The sequence below is a fragment of the Bartonella sp. AP3QHHD genome (genome assembly GCF_042195765.1).
GTDB lineage: Bacteria > Pseudomonadota > Alphaproteobacteria > Rhizobiales > Rhizobiaceae > Bartonella.
Genome location: NZ_JBHIPC010000111.1, coordinates 46,284 through 62,495, shown reverse-complemented (window position 1 = coordinate 62,495; position 16,212 = coordinate 46,284). Strand labels below are relative to the sequence as shown.

Sequence of the window (16,212 nt, the reverse complement as noted above, 5' to 3'; positions counted from 1 at the left end):
TTTAAAAGATGTTGAAAATAGAAACACAATAATTAATCCTTTTATCAATACGATTTTATTGACCGAATAATTAACAGAAGTGACTAAAACTTTTGTACAAACGACACCTTAAAGTTACGACCAGGCTGGCTATAATAATCTTTTGGTGTTGAACTTTTACCTGAAGGAAGTTCAGATACATTCCAATATTTTGTATTGAAAAGATTATAAACACCGGCTCTTAGAATAGGTCCCGTTTCACCGAATGGTTTCCACCACCCTGTCATATCAACGACATGATATCCTGGAATTTTTTGGTAATCAGATTCTCCGGCTACTTTGTCACGTTTAGCTGCCAAAGTAAGGATAATATCGCTTCCCCAAACCTCTTTTGCATATCCTAATCCGATAACTGCTTTCAAAGGAGGAATTGAGTTAAGATACTCCTTTTTATCAAGATCTTTTCCTTGTGAATAAGCAAGAGCAACATTGCTATGAAAACCATTTTTAAGAACTAAATGGGCTTTTGTTTCAACACCAAAAATTTGCACGTGAAAACGATTCATGTAATGCCGACGCGCAAATCTAAATTCCTCTGATGGCCCTCTATCCTCAGTATCTATGAAATTCTTATATTGATTGAAAAAGGCATTGAAGGAACCACCGAAATTTACATTTCCATACCGTAGACCAACATCATACCCATTGCTTGTTTCTGGTTGAAGATCAGGATTCCCTTTCACATAATAAGCAGAAGGTTTGATATAAGAGACGTAAAGTTCTGAAATACGTGGTGCACGAAAAGCCTGTGCCCACTGAGCATAGAGCGTTACTTGATTACGAACATCCCACTCCACGCGTAATTTAGGAGAAAAGCGTGAACCACTTCTTTCTGGAGGAAATTTATCAGAAATCAGTGCTTTCTCATAAGAAGGTGTTTTCTGAGGAACATATTTGTACCAATCATACCGGATTCCCGGTATTACACGAAAACGATCATCAACCAACCCAATTTCATCTTCAAAAACAAAACCTAAATTGTAACCATTTGTGTCTGGTGAATCTGATCGATTAGCAGGAACAAAAAGACATCCCCGAGCGTATTCTTTTATATGACAGTTGTCTTTACCTAACAAATAGTGATGAAATTTAGATGACGAAACATTCATTACAAACTTTAACGTATGGTTTATAGTGCCAAAATCCACTTTTTTAAGGGCATCAGCATTGAAACCATAATTGATATTACGCAAGAAATTATCTCTCAAATAATCCCCTTTGGGTGCTGAAACACGAACGCCTGTCATAACGTAACGACTTGATTGCCTTTGCCAATAAAGCTGCCCATTAAACACATCAAGAACTGCATCACCATTACCATTATAATTATAAGAAAGAGAAAAGCGCTCACGAAGTTTATTATCCTGCTCATAAACGGAACCTGGAGCGTATCTTTTAGACGAATTTAATTCATGTGTGTTACTATTATGACCAAAACGCTCTGCGGTAAAACCAAGGCGGTGATTATCACTCAAATATTGATGAATTTTAAAAAGCAAGTTATTTTTATCAAAGTGAGAAGGGTTTTTGCGCGTGCGTTCTTCATACCCTTCTACTGTTCCCATATTTTTGCGCTCATGACCTTCTACATAAGATCCTTGAAAAAGTAAAAATGTCCGGTAATTACGCACAGCAAAAGTTTGATCGATGCGCCAGCTGTTATCAACAGAATTATAACCACCTTTTATAAGGCTTCCCCAATTCTTTTCTTCCACGATCAGGTCTTCAGGATCAAGAGTACGCAACGCAATGATTCCCCCTAAGGCGCCAGAACCATAAAGACTAGAATCTGATCCTTGAATAGTATCAAACGTAGAAAGAGCATTGAAATCAAAAGTTGTGTTTCCACCTCCACCACGGAATATATCATTAAACCATGGAAGAGAAATACCATCCATTGTCGTAAGAACACGGTTTGCATCTAAACCCCGAATAACGAAACTGTTATTTTCTGAGTTATAGGATACGGAAGGATTAAGACGACTCACATCATAAACATCAGTTATTTGTCTTTCATCAATATTCTTGTTGGTCTTACGATCAGTCAGAATGGTTATTGAATTTGAAGCATCTTCTATTTTTTTTCCTTTAATAAGGATTGGTTTAAGTTCAGTGACAGCACTTCCATCTTTATTTTGTGCAAAAACAAATGAAGGTATACAGACCGATAATGCACTTAAAATTACACAGCTTTTATAGATATTTTTTCGTCTTATTTGCATAACACATCATAACCCTTTTAACCATCCCCTCTCTGTTTTGAAATTTTTTTAATACAAAAAGGCTGGACTCACTGATTAAAACTTGCCAGCCAAGTAGGAATGATTTTGACAACGGCACAAAATCATTAGAAGACCATATTAAACATGACAAAATCAGTCAAGAAAAAAGTTGCAATTTCAAAATAGCCTGTTTTAATGAGATTGAACACCAATATTAAGCTTAAAATAGTGGCAGAAGAAACGATGAATTTTGCAAATACGAAACAATTATTAACTCTTTGGATTGGTGCATTTATTGGGGCTTTCTTTTTGCATGTATTATTAGCAGCACAGTTTTATTTTCAAAGTACTGGTATAAGTAATGGTTTGCTCTCGTCGGAGATTATGCTGAATTTTGTGCAAGAAACTGTATATCCGGATGTTGATACAGATTTGCCAGATATTCATAGAGAGTCGGATATTAATACAGAGCAAGAAGTATTACAGTCTGATCTCCTAGAGCAGGAGTCAGAAGGATTGGAATCCGTGGATGAAGTTCAATCGGAAGAACCTCAGCATATAGTAGAACAAGATGACTTAAAGCCTTTGGAAGAACCCCTACCTCAAAAAGTGGAGCATAAAGCGTTTATCAAAAAAACAATACCGATGCCAAAGGCTGTAGTAAAGCGCTCCAATGCAAAGGCGGTACGTTCTTCTTCCATCAACAAGGGCGGTGGTACAGCAGGGCTTGAAGATATGTTGTTAATGGAGTGGTTAGCAAAGGTACAGTCACAATTAGAAAGGCAAAAAAATTATATTGTGGGACAGCGCACCAATCGTACAAAAGGAACGGTGAAGTTAGAATTTATGGTGCATGAGCAGGGGAGTATTTTTTCTAGTCGTGTAGCAGTCTCTGCTGGTGATCCGGAACTTGATCGATTAGCGATGGCAGCCCTTCAACGCGTTGGTTCTTTTCCACCACCACCACCATCAAAAGTGAATAAAACAATTAGAGTATCCCTAATATTTAGCTGATTTTTTATGCGGGGCGCTTTTCTTATAATATATTGATTTATAATGATTGTTTATAATTTTGATGAAAGTTCAAATATAATTTATTCGAATTTTTTTGATGTTGAATCAATCAAAACCATCTGCTTACTTATGATACAAGTTGAGGAGGAGCATGAATAAAAAACTTCTAAAAAGCAGTGAATATACTTCTTATGAGTGCTCTAAATGAAAGGGCTTTTGCAACATTGGGAGTTAAGGGATGATAGAGCTATAGGTTTTATTAATTAAAGGTTAATCGTGTCTAATCGATTTTTATACCATTCGTGAGAGGATTTTCGTAAGTACTTTTCAGATACACCGTTGTGAAATGGACTTAGAAACATTAAAATAAAACAATAATATAAATAAGAAAAACATACTATTTGGGGATGCTCTGTTTTGTGTAAAGGATGTGAGCTTATATGTAAAAATGAGAAAAAAGCAAAGATTCATCTTTATTATTAAAAGATATTGACATATTTAAAAGTCGTAAAACCGAATGAAAAGGGAAGGGGCAGAAGAGAATTGTTTGTCTTTAAGGCTTTCTAACTCAATGTGTCTCTCTTTCTGTTATCAGAGATAATCTAAACGATATACACAATAATGCGCCCCTATTGGGTATAGAAATATTGTAAGCAGAAAAAATAGTCTTAAAATAAGCTGTTTCACAAGATTTGAATATTGACTAATAAGCAACAGTAAAAGGATGAGCTATTTGTTTCACTCTTCTCTTATATTTGTAATCTCTATGATATTGTCATCTATGTTGAGAAGAAATGAATTATTTGTACTACCTGTTGATTTATAATGATAATTCATCATTTCGAATTTATTAATACTGAATCAATTAAAATTACTTTCTTATACGTCCTAAGAAAGTGGGTATGGTACTATTTAAAAAGGAATAAAAACACTTCTTATCAACGCTTTCAAATGCTATTTGGGAAGTTAAGGCATATTATTTCCGTCGACCAGAAAGCAAGTCGGTTTTTATATCTATTTTCCCAGTGAGTCTTGCTTTGTAGACACCATAATTTTCCATGACACGCATCACGTAATTACGTGTTTCTGTATAAGGAATACGTTCAATCCAATCAATGACGTTATCGAGAGATTGACCTCGAGGATCGCCATAACGTTTTATCCATTCATTGACTCGACGGGGACCCGCATTATAGCCAATAAGAGTTAGTATATAGGATCCATTAAAACGTTCCAATTGTTCATTGAGAAAATGGGTGCCTAATGTCACATTATAACGCGCATCACTGCTAAATCTTTTAGGAGACCATGCGATTGAGTATTTTTTTGCTAGTGCTTCTGCAGTTGTAGGAAGCAATTGGAGTATCCCTTGTGCACCTGCTTGTGATATGGCTGTTGGATTAAATTCGCTTTCTTTGTGTGCAATGGCATAGATAAGCGATTTTTCTTCTACAGAAATATGAGCAGAGTCTGGTATAGCTCCCAGAGGATGAGAGAGTGCTCCGACATTTTTTCCTAGGAAAGCAGCCATTTTTCCGATTCTGAGGCTGGTATAATAGTCACCATTTTTTTCTGCCATAACAGCCAGAAGAGCTAATTCACCGGGGCTTTCTATTTTTTTTCCGAGTTCTCTATAAAAAACTTTAGCAAACTCAGCATATCCAGCTTCTTCAAGACGTTGAATTGCTTTGATCGCTTTTCGTGCACTAAAATGTTGTCGCTCAGCGATTGTTGGTTTAGGAAAAGAGATATTAAATTTTTTTTGGTTGAGTCGCGCAGCGGCTAATTGACCATAATACGTTGCGCCAAAATGAGCGGCGCGATGAAAGTATTGCTGGGCATTTTGATGTTCTTTTAGCGCTTCTGCTGTTCGTCCCATCCAGTAATATCCACGTGATGCATAAAAAGGTAAAGAAGAGAGTTGAGGAATACGTGAAAAATGCTGCATTGCCAACTTAGGGTTATGAAGAAACCGTAGTGCATACCATCCTGCGTGAAATTCAGCATCGACGGCTAATGCAGATGTCATACCAGTGTGCCTTGCAACGAGTTGATAAGCTATTTGGGGTTTGTTTAAATCAAGCATTTCACGAGAAAGGGCGCGTTGCTCTTTCCACAATGATTGAGGGTTCATAAGATGGAATGCATCTTGTGATGTTTTCATCATGAGTGTTGCGGCTGCATCATATTGTTCTGTTCGCCGCAGATGGCGCATTCGAGCAAACTGGAAGAGAGGATCTTTTTTCCATGATCTCTCTACAGCTTTTAATTTTTGTGTAGCTCTAGGATCATTTTTTTCAACGGCTACAAAAGCATCAAAAAGAGATTGAGCATGGGCTAATTTTGCAACGCGTGCCGCTGAATCAAAACGATGTGCATACAACATAAACTGCATGCGTTTTAAATGATCAATAGGTTTTAAGGCAGCACTTGCATTTTTAAGAACAAATACTTCTTCTTGTGCATTAAGCCGTGTTTTATGCCACCATGGTGCAATAATGTGTTGAGCACGGGTGATTTGTCCCGTTGCAATGAGTGCTTTAGCAAAGAGAGCCATGCCTTGTGCTGTAAGGGGGGGATGATGAGAAAATTTTTGGATAATGGCGTGTGTGATATTGGTTTCGTTAAGAAAAGCACGTTCAGCATTGCGTTGCATCGTTTCTATACCAGGCCATCCTTTTAGCATGTTAATTGCATTAGATATTTCAGAGCTTGGTATATTATTTTGCTTTGATAGTCCTAGCGCCCATGTCAAAATATAACGATCAAGGCTATGTTTTTCCATTGAATTACGAAGATTTATTGTTTTTGCAATATTGTTGTTTGCTAGTGCATCTAATCCAGCTTTTAGTTGTTTGAGTGTCGCAGTATTGTGCGATGTCGTGTGTCTCTGTTGAAGAGGTTCTTGAGCTTCTTGTTTTATGGCAATGGGGGTAGGACGTGTCGAAGGGATTGGTACTTTCCCATGTAAAAGCGGTGTTTGTGCAAGTGCACTTGAAAATAAAATTCTTATTGCCAGTATAAGTGCAGTAAAGGTTGATACGAAAAGAGAGGTGGAAAATACACGCATAGAGAAAAGACCTTGAGACCTTGCTTTTTGTAAAAACTTAAGGATTTATAGAACACAAGCATGAAAAACGCGTTAATATAGACGGCTTATTTTAAAGAAATGTTTAACATTTAAGGAGGGACATTTTCATCTTATGGGGGCTTTTTTTGAAATTCATCTTGCTTCAATGATAGAGCAAGATTATGCTCTATTTAAAATTTATAAAAGGCGATTATAAAAAAAATAAAAGCAAACATTATAGGGAGTTTATCATGCTCAAGGGAGCTATAACTGCGCTTATCACACCGTTTGATAACAAGGGCGCGATTGATGAGAAGGCGTTTTGTGATTTTGTTGAATGGCAGATCACACAAGGGATTAACGGTGTAAGCCCTGTTGGGACAACAGGTGAATCAGCAACGTTAAGTCATGAAGAACATAAGCGGATTATAGAATTGTGTGTTGAGCAGGTTGCAAAGCGTGTTCCTGTTGTTGCTGGAGCGGGATCAAATAGCACAAGTGAGGCCGTAGAGCTTGCACAATACGCGCAAAAAGCTGGTGCAGATGCAGTTTTGGTTGTCACTCCCTATTATAATAGACCAAATCAATCTGGTTTATACAAGCACTTTTCTTCCATTGCCAAAGCTGTTTCTATTCCAATTATAATTTATAATATTCCTGGTCGTTCTATTATCGATATGGCTGTAGAAACGATGAAAGACCTTTATCAAGATTTTAACAATATCATTGGTGTTAAGGATGCAACGAGCAGAATTGAGCGCGTTAGTGAACAAGGTGAAAAGTGTGGAAAAGATTTTGTGCAGCTTTCCGGTGATGATTGTACGGCGTTAGGTTTTAATGCACATGGAGGTATGGGGTGTATTTCAGTTTCCTCTAATGTTGCTCCAAAGCTTTGTGCAGAGCTTCAAGCCGCTTGTTTTCGTGGTGATTATAAAACAGCACGAGAATTAAATGATCGCTTGATGCCTCTTAATCGTGCTGTATTTATTGAACCTAGTCCAGCAGGTATTAAATATGCTGCTGCAAAATTAGGATTTTGTGGTGATACTGTGCGTTCTCCTATTGTTCCATTAACAGAAAGAACAAAGAAGATTATTGATGCAGCCCTCAGTCATGCTGGTCTTTTAAAAGCATAAAATGATATTGACAAAGCCATGAATAAAAAAAAGAACGCGCCCGTACGGAAAATAATTGCTGACAATCGTAAAGCACGTTTTAATTTTGAAATCCTTAATAATCTCGAGGCTGGTCTTGTCCTTCAGGGAGCGGAAGTGAAGTCCTTACGTTCTAATCATGCCAATATTGCTGAAAGCTATGCGAGTTTTGAGAATGGGGAATTATGGTTAGTAAACAGCTATATTCCTGAATATACGCAGGCTAATCGTTTTAATCATGAACCACGACGTTTGCGCAAATTATTACTTTCAAAACGTGAGATGGCACGTTTTTTTAATGCAACGTCTCGTGAAGGAATGACACTTGTTCCTCTCAAACTTTATTTTAATGAACGAGGGCGCGTTAAGTTGGAGATCGCTCTAGCGCGAGGGAAAAAGCTTCATGATAAGCGCGAAACGGAAAAAAAACGCGATTGGGGACGTGAAAAAGCAAGACTTTTAAAAAGGTATGGCTAATGGATGCGATCTAGATATTCTTTATTCATAGCACTGTTTAAAACAGTTTTAGCATTGATTTAAGTATGTTTTTGCTGCTTGAAAGATTTGATGAAACATGGCGTCTGTCAAACGTCCAGTATTTGTATTATAACGAGAACAGTGATAGCTCGAAAAGATGCGTAATCTGCCGATGTTATTGATTTCGCCGTGTCCAAAAGGGTGAGCTAAAACTTTTGCATTAAGGGCACGTATCGTTGAATGGTGCGCAATGGTGCCTAAGGTAATAACGGCTTTAAGTTTGGGAAGATTTGTTAAAAGAGGTGAGAAGAAATAGCGGCACGTGTTAATTTCTGCACCGGTGGGTTTATTTTCTGGTGGAACACAACGAACAGAGTTAACAATTGCTGCATCAATAAGTTCAAGAGTATCGTCTGCTCTTTCTTCAAAGGTTCCTTGGGCAAAACCAAACTTTTTTAAAGTTGAATAAAGTAAGTGCCCAGCATAATCACCAGTAAATGGACGTCCAGTTCGATTTGCTCCGCGTAATCCAGGAGCAAGCCCAACAATAAGAAGGCGTGTTGTATCTGGCCCTTTATAAGGAAAGAATGGGCGCACCGGTGCGTTATACCAACTTGGTTCTTTTGCACGCCAGCCAGCGATAAATTGATGAAGCCTCGGACATAAATTGCAATTTTTGGGTGGTTCTGGGCACAGTGATGTTAATTGGCTATTCATGGTGTTAGGCATCAATCGTTTTTCTATTTTTTGAGTCTTTATAGCGTATATGACGGGTTATGTTTTGATAAACAATCTATAATGAATATAAATAAACTTTTTTAGAAGAAAGTTTAATATAAACTTATTGCTCATTATTGTGTAAAGAGAGGTCATTTTTCAGTAATTTATTCGATGAATAAGAGTGCGATACACATGACGTTCAAAGAAAAAAGTTCTCTCTTTAGATGAAGATATTATCATAAAAAGTATGTATAAGGCTGCTGTTATTGCAAAGGGTTTAAACAGCAGGTATTCCTTTTAAAAGGATAAGGACTCCAGACAAGTATTTTGTCAAGAAAGACCTCCCTTTGTTTGAAGTCAATCTATTGGAATGCTTTTAAAAGAAATTTTGATAACGAGCATGGATAGGTTATACATTTTTATAAATTTTCCAAGAATTTTTTTAAATAAGTTCTTTAATCAAAAAATATAAAAGTTTGTGTTGTTTTTCTTGTGTTTTATTTTGATTATTGTATATACTCCTTTATCCGCTATTATTTTTTTATTTGAGAAAGAGGCATAAATGGCCCGCGTAACGGTAGAAGATTGTATTGATAAAGTTGACAACCGCTTTGAATTGGTACTTTTAGCAGGTCATCGGGCGCGTCAGATTTCACAAGGAGCGCAGATTACGGTTGATCGTGATAATGATAAAAATCCAGTTGTTGCTTTGCGTGAAATAGCAGAAGAAACATTGTCGCCTGCTGATTTAAAGGAAGACCTTATTCATTCGCTGCAAAAGCATGTGGAAGTAGATGAGCCAGAAATGGCAAGTGGATTTATTACCCATTCAGGTGAAGCTGAAAGTGTTTTTAATACGTCGTCGCAAGAAGAAGGTACTTCATTTGATCATATGTCAGAAGAAGAGCTTTTAGCGGGTATTGAAGGTTTGGTTGTTCCAGAAAAAAGTGACGATTATTAATTGCAGCAATTTATGTTAAAGGGGTAAAGATACTTTGTCATGTGAGGAGCAATTATTTTTCGTGTCTTTTATTAATAGGACGTGTTCAATAAAGATTAGGGGTGTGAAAAGATAAAGGATATGCTCGTATGATGCGTCAGTGTGAGCTTGTTGGACGTGTTCAACGTTACAAGTCTGACGTAGATGAGGCTCTTTTAAACAGGGCCTATGATTATGCAATGAAAAAGCATGCACATCAAAAGCGTGCGTCAGGTGATCTTTATTTTTCTCATCCTTTAGAAGTTGCTGCTATTTTGACAGATATGCGGTTGGACGAGGCAACGATTGCTGTTGCTCTTTTGCATGATACAATTGAAGATACAAGCGCTACACGAGCAGAAATTGATCAGCTTTTTGGTTCTGAAATTGGAAAGTTGGTTGAAGGGCTTACAAAGCTTAATAAGCTTGATCTTGTATCAAAGAAAGCCGTACAAGCAGAAAATCTTCGTAAACTTCTTATAGCTATTTCTGATGATGTTCGTGTTCTTTTAGTCAAACTTGCTGATCGTCTTCATAATATGCGTACCCTTGGTGTTATGCGTGATGATAAACGTCGGCGAATTGCTGAGGAGACGATGGATATCTATGCGCCACTTGCAGGTCGTATGGGTATGCAGGATATGCGTGAGGAATTAGAGGATCTCTCTTTCTTTTATTTAAATCCAGAAGGTTATCGTACGATTACCAATCGACTTTCTGAATTATTGAAACACAACCGTGATTTGCTTTCCACAATTGAAAATGAATTGACAAAACTTTTTTTCGAGCATGGCATTAAAGCAGATGTTAAAAGCCGTCAGAAAAAATCTTATTCAGTCTTTCGCAAAATGGAAAGTAAAGCATTATCTTTTGAACAATTATCGGATATTTTTGGATTTCGTGTGATTGTTGAGTCCGTGAATGATTGTTATCGTGCTCTTGGTGTCATTCATACGACATGGCCAATGGTTCCTGGTCGTTTTAAAGATTATATCTCTATACCAAAGCAAAATGATTATCGTTCTATTCATACAACAATTGTTGGTCCTTCAAGACAACGTGTTGAGTTGCAAATTAGAACGGCTGCTATGGATGAAGTTGCTGAATATGGGGTTGCTGCTCATTCCATATATAAAGAGCACGGCTCCAATTATTCGACTGTGAAGTTATCAAGTGAAACGAATGCCTATGCATGGTTGCGTCAAACGATACAATCTTTGTCTGATGGAGATAATCCAGAAGAGTTTTTAGAACATACAAAACTTGAGCTTTTTCAAGACCAAGTTTTTTGTTTTACGCCGAAAGGTCGATTAATTGCTTTTCCTAAAGGAGCTACGCCTATTGATTTTGCTTATGCCGTCCATACAGATATCGGTGATTCTTGTGTTGGTGTAAAAATCAATGGTCGTATTATGCCTTTAATGACCAAATTAAAAAATGGTGATGAGGTTGATATTATTCGCTCACACGCTCAAATTCCGCCAGCAGCATGGGAATTTCTTGTTGTCACGGGTAAAGCACGTTCAGCTATTCGACGAGCAAGTCGTGCAGCGGTACGTAAACAATATTCGGGTTTAGGATATCGTATTCTAGAGCGTTCATTTGAATATATGGGAAAGCAATTTTCAAAAGACCTTTTGAAGAAAGTTTTGCCACGTTTAGCACGTAAAGATGTAGAGGATGTATTGGCTGCTGTTGGGCGTGGAGAGCTGTTTTCCGCTGATGTGATTAAAGCGGTTTATCCTGATTATCAAGATCACCGTGTGGTACAAAAGTCATCTTTTAAGCCTGGGGAAGAAGGTTGGTTTAATATTGAAAATGCTCAAGGTATGATTTTTAAAGTTCCAGAAAATGAAAAGAATGGAATGGTCGAGAATCATCAATCTAAAGCCTTGCCTATTAGAGGAACCCGTGGAGATATACCCGTACGTTTTTCACCGGAAGGAGCAGTACCTGGAGATCGGATTGTTGGTATTATGCAGCCAGGAGCTGGGATCGTTATTTATCCAATCCAGTCTTCAGCTTTGATGGCGTATGATGATCAACCAGAACGATGGATTGATGTCCGCTGGGATATTGATGCCCAAATGAATGAACGTTTTCCTGCACGGATGAATATTTTAGTTGTAAATAGTCCTGGTTCTTTGGCTGAAATTACACAAATAATTTCTGCTAACGATGCCAATATCCAAAATTTATCTTTTATCCGTACAGCACCAGATTTTACAGAAATTATGATTGATTTGGAAGTGTGGGATTTAAAACATTTGAATCGTATTTTTTCTCAGTTAAAAAAGGCAGGTTCAGTAAGTACAGTACGGCGGGTTCATGGATAAAAAGAAAGATTTTGCAATGAATACACAAGATGTCATTGATATTTTTAAACAAGCAGATGCTATTCTAGAAGGGCATTTTATTTTAACATCGGGGCGCCATAGTGCGACTTATATGCAAAAAGCGAAAGTATTCATGCATGCTGACTTGACGGAAAAGTTATGTCGTGGATTGGCTGAAAAAATCAAAAAATCTATTGAGGGAAAAATTGACTATGTTGTTGGTCCCGCAATTGGCGGTCTTATTCCTTCCTATGAAACTTCACGTCACCTTGGTGTTCCTTCTCTTTGGGTAGAGCGTGTAAATGGCATCTTTGAATTGCGTCGTTTTGAAATCAAGAAGGGTGCACGGGTTGTTATTGTTGAAGATATTGTAACAACGGGTCTTTCCATTCGTGAGACTGTTGAAGCGCTTGTTGCAGCAGGAGCAGAGGTATTGGCCAGTGCATGTATCCTTGATCGTTCTGGTGGTAAGGTCAATGTTGGAGTTCCATTGATTGCGCTTGCTGAATACGAGATAACCTCTTATGCTAGTGATGCACTTCCTGCAGAGCTTTCTGTTCTTCCCGCGATTAAACCAGGCAGTCGAAATATTTAATTGTCGTTCTATTTTTTTTGTGCAAAAGCTTAAAAAGATTAATTTGGATGATATAGATTATTTCATCATCAAAAGATGTATATTGAGAGTCATATGCTTTTTCGTCGTCGAAAACCAATAGATTTTGTAACGCGTATTCGACTTTGGTTATGGCCACGTCGTTCATTTTCTCGCTCATTTTGCTACATACATAAACGTATTTTGCGTATATCAGCAACACCGCATGAAGTAGCATTAGGGGTTGCTGTTGGCGTTTTTTTAGCTTGTTCACCTTTCTTTGGGCTGCATATTATTTTGGCAATATTTTTTTCTTGGCTTTTGCGTGCAAACTTTGCTGCCGCAATCATTGGGACAATTTTTTCTAATCCACTCACATTTTTATTGATTGTCATGGCTGATTATAAAGTAGGGTATTTTTGTTTATCACTTTTTAGCGATGTCAAAGAGATTTCTCTTTCGCAAATTCGTGCTCTATTTAATGGTTTGACATTGTCAAATCTCTCTCTCCTCTTTAAAGGCGCATGGGACACAATTATGAGTCCTATGATTTTAGGGGGAACTCTTTTAGGTATTGTTTTTGGTGGTTTATCTTATATAGGTGTTTACAGAGCAACGGTTCGTTTTAAACAAAAGCGATATCAAAAGATTATAAAAAAAGGCGTTTAAAGAAGCGCTCATCGTAAGAAAGATCGGGTAATATCTTATGATTATTGGTCTTGGAAATGATCTGGTTGATATACGACGTATTGAGAAAATGTTGGTTCGTTATGGTGAGCGTTTTATCCAACGTATTTTTACGGATATTGAAAGAAATAGATCTGAAAATCTCAAAAAAAGCTCCTCTTCCTATGCAAAAAGATTTGCTGCTAAAGAAGCATGTGCTAAAGCCTTAGGAACGGGAATCGCTTGTGGTATCAATTGGAAAGACATGGGGGTAGTCAATTTGCCATCTGGTAAACCAATAATGCAATTAACAAATCGTGCGCAAATACAACTTCAAAAGTTATTACCTCCTCATCATGATGCAGTTATTCATCTTAGTATAACAGATGATTTTCCTTGGGCACAGGCATTTATTATTATCGAAGCACTTCCACGTGGATAGATGGCGTGAGAGATTGTGCTTTTGTTATTTGAATATTATGATGAAAAAAATTATATCTGTGATGAGAAGGCAGTTGGTGATGATCCAAAAAGATAAAGTGCATAAAAAAGAAAAAAAAGGTGGGCTTCGTGAATTTATTTCTGTTTTAATACAGGCTCTACTTTTAGCAGCGTTTATTCGGACACTTTTTTTCCAGCCGTTTAGTATTCCTTCCGGTTCAATGCGTCCTACTTTGTTGGTGGGAGATTATCTGTTTGTTTCTAAGTATGCATATGGGTATTCTCGTTTTTCCATCCCCTTTTCTCCTCCTCTTTTTTCTGGACGGATTTGGGCATCTCAACCTCAACGTGGAGATGTGGTCGTTTTTCGCTTACCAAGTAATCCGAAGATTGATTATATAAAACGCGTCGTTGGGCTACCAGGTGATCGTATACAAGTCCGTCAAAGTGTCCTTTATATTAATGATGAGGCTGTTTCACGTCACTTTATGGGGGAGATTGATAATTCTGATATAACGGAAGTGAACTATCCTGTTGAGGTTTATCGCGAGACAATGCCTAACGGTGTCAGTTATGATACACTTGATTTAGCTTTCATCCCGAAAGTTGATGATACAGAAGTCTTTGAAGTTCCTCAGGGACATTACTTTATGATGGGGGATAACCGCGACAATTCAGATGATAGTCGTTTAGATGTAGGCTATGTTCCAGAAGAAAATCTTATTGGTCGCGCGAGCGTGATTTTCTTTTCTATCAGTAATGGTTCAAGTGCTTGGCAGATTTGGCGTTGGCCATTTGATGTGCGTTGGAAACGTTTGTTTTCTTTCATAAATACGGTTCATGATTTGCCGCTTATCAAGCAAGGAAACAACGATGAAACGTCTCATGATTGATCAGCTTTTCAAGCTGACGGGGCATCGTTTTAAAGATGAAGAGAGGTTAAAGAAGGCATTAACACACTCGAGTGTACAAGATTCGGAACAGGGGAATTATGAACGACTAGAGTTTCTAGGGGATCGGGTTTTAGGGCTTTTGATTGCAGAGATGCTGTATCAACTTTTTCCTCAGGCAAGTGAAGGTGAATTATCAGTCCGTTTAAATCATCTGGTCAATGCACAGACATGTGCTGATATTGCGCGTGAAATGAGACTTCCTGATATGATCCGTGTTGGTTTTGAGATGAAAAATTTTGAGGGGCGTCGACTTATCAATATGCATGCAGATGTCGTGGAAGCTTTGATTGCCGTAATATATCTCGATGGAGGATTGGAAAGTGTTCGCCCTTTTATTCAAAAATATTGGCAAAGTAGGGCAAAGAAAATGGATGCTGGTCGACGTGATGCCAAGACAGAATTACAGGAATGGGCGCATATCCAAGGCAATGCACAACCACATTATCAGGTTATAAAACGTTCAGGTCCAGATCACGATCCTGTTTTTATGGTAGAGGTCAGTATTTCTGGGTTTGCTTCAGAGATTGGGCAGGGAAGCTCCAAAAGATATGCTGAAAGAATGGCAGCTGAAAAAATTTTGCGACGAGAGGGTGTATGGAAAACAGTGGGAAAAAATAATCATGAGTGACGTTATGAAAACGCGTTCTGGGTTTGTTGTGCTTATTGGGATGCCTAATGCCGGTAAATCGACATTGGTTAATCAATTGGTTGGAACAAAGGTTTCAATTGTAACACATAAGGTACAAACAACACGAACTTTAATCCGCGGTATTGTCATTCATGATGATGTGCAAATTGTGTTGGTCGATACACCGGGTGTTTTTCGTCCCCATAAGCGCTTAGAACGAGCCATGGTCTCTGCTGCTTGGGGAGGGGCTAAGAGCGCTGATGTTCTGCTTGTTTTAATTGACGCTCAAAGTGGTCTTTCGGATGAAGTTGATATGATGTTAGATATTGTAAACAATATGAAACAAGAAAAAGTTCTTGTTCTTAATAAGGTTGATACAGTTGTTAAATCATCTCTTCTAGCGTTAACCACTAAAATAAATGAACGTGTAAAGTTTGCGCAAACATTTATGATTTCTGCTCTAAACGGTTCTGGTTGCAAGGATTTACTTCATGCGTTGAGTAACATGATGCAGGAAGGACCATGGTATTATCCGGAAGATCAAATTTCTGATATGCCTATGCGTCATCTTGCTGCTGAAATTACGCGTGAAAAACTTTTTCTTCGTCTTCATGATGAACTTCCTTATTCCTCAACGGTTGAAACAGAAAACTGGGAAGAGCGTTCAGATGGTTCCGTTAAAATTAATCAAGTTATTTATGTCGAGCGTGAGAGTCAGAAAAAAATTGTCTTAGGAGCAAAAGGCGATACAATTAAAGCGATTGGTCAAGCAGCACGTAAAGAACTCATGGAAATTATGGATCAAAAGGTTCATCTTTTTCTCTTTGTGAAAGTGCGCGATAATTGGGATACCGATCCAGAACGTTATCGTGAAATGGGATTGGATTTTTTAAAATAAGATTTTTAAAAATAATTAAAGTA

General features: G+C 37.8%; 14 protein-coding genes. 11 read left to right on the top strand and 3 right to left on the bottom strand.

From position 1 onward, the window contains the following. Window positions 1–83: 83 nt before the first annotated feature. A complete protein-coding gene (locus tag ACFIL7_RS09390; RefSeq protein WP_375676869.1) occupies window positions 84–2,261 on the bottom strand; it encodes a TonB-dependent hemoglobin/transferrin/lactoferrin family receptor in 2,178 nt (725 codons plus the stop codon). A 243-nt stretch (window positions 2,262–2,504) separates the two neighbouring features. Here ACFIL7_RS09390 and ACFIL7_RS09385 point away from each other — a divergent pair, with 243 nt between their 5' ends. Continuing rightward, a complete protein-coding gene (locus tag ACFIL7_RS09385; protein WP_375661839.1) occupies window positions 2,505–3,275 on the top strand; it encodes an energy transducer TonB in 771 nt (256 codons plus the stop codon). Window positions 3,276–4,251: 976 nt separating this feature from the next. On the opposite strand, the gene ACFIL7_RS09380 is transcribed toward ACFIL7_RS09385, so the two are convergent. Next, window positions 4,252–6,345 carry a lytic transglycosylase domain-containing protein gene (locus ACFIL7_RS09380; protein WP_375636265.1) on the bottom strand — a complete coding sequence of 698 codons (2,094 nt, stop codon included), beginning with the start codon at window positions 6,343–6,345 and terminating at the stop codon, window positions 4,252–4,254. 251 nt (window positions 6,346–6,596) lie between these two features. Between ACFIL7_RS09380 and dapA the strand changes: the two genes are divergently transcribed. Both dapA and smpB read left to right on the top strand, forming a co-directional pair. Then, on the top strand, window positions 6,597–7,481 hold the full coding sequence (dapA, locus tag ACFIL7_RS09375; RefSeq protein ID WP_375612952.1) for a 4-hydroxy-tetrahydrodipicolinate synthase: 885 nt from the start codon (window positions 6,597–6,599) through the stop codon (window positions 7,479–7,481). Window positions 7,482–7,499: 18 nt separating this feature from the next. Beyond that, window positions 7,500–7,976, top strand: a complete 477-nt coding sequence (gene smpB, locus ACFIL7_RS09370; RefSeq protein WP_012231306.1) for an SsrA-binding protein SmpB — start codon at window positions 7,500–7,502, stop codon at window positions 7,974–7,976. A gap of 48 nt (window positions 7,977–8,024) precedes the next feature. Here the strand turns inward: smpB and ACFIL7_RS09365 are convergent, their stop codons facing one another. Further along, window positions 8,025–8,693 (bottom strand): uracil-DNA glycosylase, encoded by a 669-nt coding sequence (locus ACFIL7_RS09365; protein WP_375634305.1) that lies wholly within the window; start codon window positions 8,691–8,693, stop codon window positions 8,025–8,027. Between the two features lie 565 nt (window positions 8,694–9,258). On the opposite strand from ACFIL7_RS09365, the gene rpoZ reads away from it, so the two are divergent. The 8 genes from rpoZ (at window position 9,259) to era (ending at window position 16,189) form a co-directional block, all read left to right on the top strand. Further along, entirely contained in the window at window positions 9,259–9,657 is a 399-nt protein-coding gene (gene rpoZ / locus ACFIL7_RS09360) for a DNA-directed RNA polymerase subunit omega (protein WP_375617635.1), read from the top strand. A 128-nt stretch (window positions 9,658–9,785) separates the two neighbouring features. Then, window positions 9,786–12,011: a RelA/SpoT family protein gene (locus ACFIL7_RS09355; RefSeq protein WP_375634164.1), complete on the top strand. Its 2,226-nt coding sequence runs from the start codon at window positions 9,786–9,788 to the stop codon at window positions 12,009–12,011. A 16-nt stretch (window positions 12,012–12,027) separates the two neighbouring features. Beyond that, window positions 12,028–12,606 (top strand): orotate phosphoribosyltransferase, encoded by a 579-nt coding sequence (gene pyrE / locus ACFIL7_RS09350; protein ID WP_375634303.1) that lies wholly within the window; start codon window positions 12,028–12,030, stop codon window positions 12,604–12,606. Window positions 12,607–12,699: 93 nt separating this feature from the next. Beyond that, window positions 12,700–13,272, top strand: a complete 573-nt coding sequence (locus ACFIL7_RS09345; protein ID WP_375617637.1) for a DUF2062 domain-containing protein — start codon at window positions 12,700–12,702, stop codon at window positions 13,270–13,272. Window positions 13,273–13,309: 37 nt separating this feature from the next. Beyond that, a complete protein-coding gene (gene acpS / locus ACFIL7_RS09340; RefSeq protein ID WP_375634162.1) occupies window positions 13,310–13,711 on the top strand; it encodes a holo-ACP synthase in 402 nt (133 codons plus the stop codon). A gap of 79 nt (window positions 13,712–13,790) precedes the next feature. After that, the gene (gene lepB, locus ACFIL7_RS09335; RefSeq protein WP_375611213.1) at window positions 13,791–14,603 is read left to right on the top strand and encodes a signal peptidase I; all 813 of its coding nucleotides are present in this window, start codon (window positions 13,791–13,793) and stop codon (window positions 14,601–14,603) included. Then, complete coding sequence (rnc, locus tag ACFIL7_RS09330; RefSeq protein ID WP_375634160.1) at window positions 14,584–15,291, top strand: ribonuclease III; 708 nt, start codon at window positions 14,584–14,586, stop codon at window positions 15,289–15,291. The genes lepB and rnc overlap by 20 nt, the downstream gene beginning before the upstream one ends. After that, on the top strand, window positions 15,284–16,189 hold the full coding sequence (era, locus tag ACFIL7_RS09325; RefSeq protein WP_012754937.1) for a GTPase Era: 906 nt from the start codon (window positions 15,284–15,286) through the stop codon (window positions 16,187–16,189). Before rnc ends, era begins: the two co-directional genes overlap by 8 nt. The last annotated feature ends 23 nt before the right edge of the window (window positions 16,190–16,212 follow it).